This is a genomic window from Flavobacterium sp. (assembly GCF_013823965.1).
Taxonomy (GTDB): domain Bacteria; phylum Bacteroidota; class Bacteroidia; order Flavobacteriales; family Flavobacteriaceae; genus Flavobacterium.
In genome coordinates, this window is sequence record NZ_PNNA01000107.1 from 1 (window position 1) to 3,380 (window position 3,380).

Annotated in this window: 5 protein-coding genes; all 5 read right to left on the reverse strand. The window is 36.6% G+C overall.

The window, feature by feature from the left end; genetic code table 11:
• Positions 1–233, reverse strand: a 233-nt coding sequence (locus tag C0430_RS12950; protein ID WP_290870916.1) for an NAD(P)H-dependent oxidoreductase subunit E, incomplete at its 3' end; no start/stop codon positions are given.
• Positions 234–312: 79 nt separating this feature from the next.
• Entirely contained in the window at positions 313–1,551 is a 1,239-nt protein-coding gene (locus tag C0430_RS12955; RefSeq protein ID WP_290870918.1) for an NADH-quinone oxidoreductase subunit D, read from the reverse strand.
• Between the two features lie 24 nt (positions 1,552–1,575).
• Positions 1,576–2,097: an NADH-quinone oxidoreductase subunit C gene (locus C0430_RS12960; protein WP_290870920.1), complete on the reverse strand. Its 522-nt coding sequence runs from the start codon at positions 2,095–2,097 to the stop codon at positions 1,576–1,578.
• Between the two features lie 4 nt (positions 2,098–2,101).
• A complete protein-coding gene (locus C0430_RS12965; RefSeq protein WP_290870922.1) occupies positions 2,102–2,650 on the reverse strand; it encodes an NADH-quinone oxidoreductase subunit B in 549 nt (182 codons plus the stop codon).
• A 152-nt stretch (positions 2,651–2,802) separates the two neighbouring features.
• Positions 2,803–3,168 carry an NADH-quinone oxidoreductase subunit A gene (locus tag C0430_RS12970; protein ID WP_290870924.1) on the reverse strand — a complete coding sequence of 122 codons (366 nt, stop codon included), beginning with the start codon at positions 3,166–3,168 and terminating at the stop codon, positions 2,803–2,805.
• Between the last annotated feature and the right edge of the window lie 212 nt (positions 3,169–3,380).

The following is a 3,380-nucleotide window of genomic DNA, read 5'->3' on the forward strand; positions in this document are numbered from 1 at the left end:
GTGTAGAAAGATACCACTTCGTATACCTCGATGGGTTTGATTTGAAGTATTTCAGCCACTTTGTTCATTAATTCAAAACTCAACCAGTTGTCGTGAGCATCTTGAACTTCGTGTAAAACAGGCAATAAAGCTGATTTTTGCTTTCCTTCCGGGTAATGACTGATCAATTCATTGATGCGGTTCATCAATGACTCGGTCATGTTTATTTCTTGTTTGTAATGTGTTCTTTCCATTCTGTATTTTAGATTTTAGATTTTAGATTTTAGATTTTTCAATCTGAATTCTGCAATCTGTATTCTGCAATCTTAATTTTTAAGCGTCTAATTCTCCGGCAATAACATTTAAACTTGACAAAATAACAATCGCATCCGAAAGCATTGCGCCTTTTATCATTTCGGGATACGCTTGGTAATAAATAAAGCAAGGTCTGCGGAAGTGTAGTCTATAAGGAGTTCTGCTTCCGTCGGTTACCAAATAAAAACCTACTTCTCCGTTTCCGCCTTCAACTGCATGGTATACTTCGGCAACTGGAACAGGAATTTCTCCCATTACAATTTTGAAATGGTAAATCAAGGATTCCATGTCTTGGTAAACATCTTCTTTTGGAGGCAAATAATATTCAGGAACATCGGCATGAAAAACGTTTCCTTCGGGCATTTTGTCCAATGCTTGACGAATGATGCTCAAACTTTCCCAAACTTCGGCATTACGAACGCAAAAACGGTCGTAAGTGTCGCCTGATTTTCCAACAGGAACTTTGAAATCGAAATCTTCGTATGAGGAATATGGATGCGCCACACGAACGTCATAATCAACTCCGGCAGCACGCAAGTTTGGACCCGTGAATCCGTAAGCCATTGCCATCTCGGCAGAAATAGGGCCAACGTTTACTGTTCTGTCAATAAAAATTCTGTTTCTTTCAAACAAGTTTTCAAATTCTTTCCAAGCAACCGGAAACTCTTTCAAAAACACGTCCAATTTGCGGAAAGCTTCTGGTGACCAATCTCTTTCGAAACCACCCATTCTTCCCATATTTGTTGTCAAACGAGCACCACAAATTTCTTCGTAGATTTCATAAACTTTTTCTCTAAACTGAAAAACGTACAAGAAACCGGTATAAGCTCCAGTATCAACCCCAAGAATCGAGTTACAGATGATGTGATCCGCAATTCTGGCTAATTCCATCACGATAACTCTTAAGTATTGAACTCTTTTAGGAACTTCGATATCCAACAGTTTTTCCAAAGTCATCCACCATCCCATGTTATTGATGGGTGATGAACAATAATTCATTCGGTCAGTAAGTGGCGTGATTTGGTAAAAAGGACGGTTTTCGGCAATTTTTTCAAAAGCTCTGTGAATGTAACCGATAGTTGGTTCGGCATCGAGGATTTTTTCTCCATCCATCAACAAGACATTTTGAAAAATACCGTGGGTTGCAGGATGCGTTGGCCCTAAATTCAGGATCGAAAGTTCGCTTCCGTCTTCGTTTAGGTTTTCGCTTATTCTTTTAGCATATCGATGCTCTGGTGGTAATAATAGTTCTGACATTTATAATGTTGAATTATTTATTATTTATTTATTTTGAGGCGTTCTTCCAAAGAATCGGTCGTCTTTGTCTGTTCTTCCTCCATCTTCCAACGGGAATTGTTTTCGCATTGGGAAAGAAGTCATTTCATCCATGTTCAAAATACGTTTCAACTGTGGATGTCCTATGAAATTGATTCCGTAAAAATCATACGTTTCTCTTTCCATCCAATTGGTACATGGAAAAATAGTTGTCAGGCTTTTTATTTCTGGTTTTTCCCCATTGATAAACGCCTTGATTTTTATGCGTTTTTTATCATACCAATTGTCCATGTGATACACTAAAGCGAATTGTCTTTCCACGGCATTGTCGGGATAATGAACTCCGCATAGATCAGTCAGGAAATGAAAACGTAATATTGGGTCATTTTTCAAAAAAAGGACGACAGCGGTAATTTTGTCGGCTGCCACTTCAAATGAAAACAGGTCTTTTTCTTGATTGAAATGGAACACGCTTTCGCCAAATGTTTCCACTAATTTATCTTGAATTTGTGTCGTTTCTAAAGTCATTTCCTTATTTTATGTTATAAGAAGCCAATAATTCCTCATATTCAGGACTACTTCTTCTTCTTACGGATTCGCTTTTTACTAGGTCTTGCAATCGCATTACGCCATCAATAATTTGTTCTGGTCTTGGCGGACAACCAGGAACGTAAACATCTACAGGAATTACCTTGTCAATTCCCTGCAAAACAGAATAGGTGTCGAAAACACCACCAGACGAAGCACAAGCTCCAACAGCGATTACCCAACGAGGCTCTGCCATTTGTTCATAAACTTGACGTAAAATTGGTCCCATTTTTTTTGAAATGGTTCCCATAACTAACAACATGTCGGCTTGACGAGGAGAAAAACTGTTGCGTTCCATGCCAAATCGTCCCAAATCATAATGCGATGCCATAGTTGCCATAAATTCGATTCCGCAACAAGAAGTTGCAAAAGGCAGTGGCCAAAGCGAATTGGCACGAGCCAATCCCACAACTTCATTCAGCGATGTGGCAAAGAAACCTTCGCCAGAAACGCCTTCAGGAGGGGCAACCATTTTTATATTTGAATCACTCATTTAATTTTAGATTTTAGATTTCTGATTAAAAGAACTTAAAATCGAAATCACTATTTTAAAAAACAATACTTTATTTTTTAGAAATTTATTTTTCAAACCATAATCTTAAATCGAAGTAATTTAAAATCTAAAATTTGAAATTTAAAACTTCTTTATTCCCATTCCAATGCTTTCTTTTTGATGATGTAGAAAAATCCCACCAACAATAAAAGCATGAAGATTACCATCTTTACCATTCCTTCGATTCCCATTTCTTTAAAATTGACAGCCCAAGGGTAAAGAAAAATTACTTCAACATCAAACAATACAAAAAGAATGGCAACTACAAAATATTTTACCGAGAAAGGGATACGGGCGTTGCCTAATGATTCAATTCCACATTCAAAGTTGGCATCTTTTACATTGGATGATCTTTTAGGGCCTAATTTTCCTGAAATTAGGATTATTCCAGCCACAAATGCGATTGCAAAAAGGATCTGCATCAGTATTGGAAAATAATCTAATTGACTTGATTGCATAGTGAATATTGGTTTAGTTTAAATAAAAAGCAAAGATAGGTTTCAAGGATTTAAAACACAAGTTTAATGCAAAAATTAGTTTGAGGAAAAACACAATTAACTTATCGTTGTGTTTTGTTTATTCTAGTTAATGAAATAAAGTTTTCATAAAAACAAAAAGCGTCTCGAAATAAATCGAAACGCTTTAAACATTCGTAGGCAATAAAAATAAA

Coding starts and splice junctions, on each gene's coding strand:
- C0430_RS12955 (WP_290870918.1), bottom strand. CDS start 1,551: ATGTCAGAACTATTATTACCACCAGAGCATCGATATGCTAAAAGAATA.
- C0430_RS12965 (WP_290870922.1), bottom strand. CDS start 2,650: ATGAGTGATTCAAATATAAAAATGGTTGCCCCTCCTGAAGGCGTTTCT.
- C0430_RS12960 (WP_290870920.1), bottom strand. CDS start 2,097: ATGACTTTAGAAACGACACAAATTCAAGATAAATTAGTGGAAACATTT.
- C0430_RS12970 (WP_290870924.1), bottom strand. CDS start 3,168: ATGCAATCAAGTCAATTAGATTATTTTCCAATACTGATGCAGATCCTT.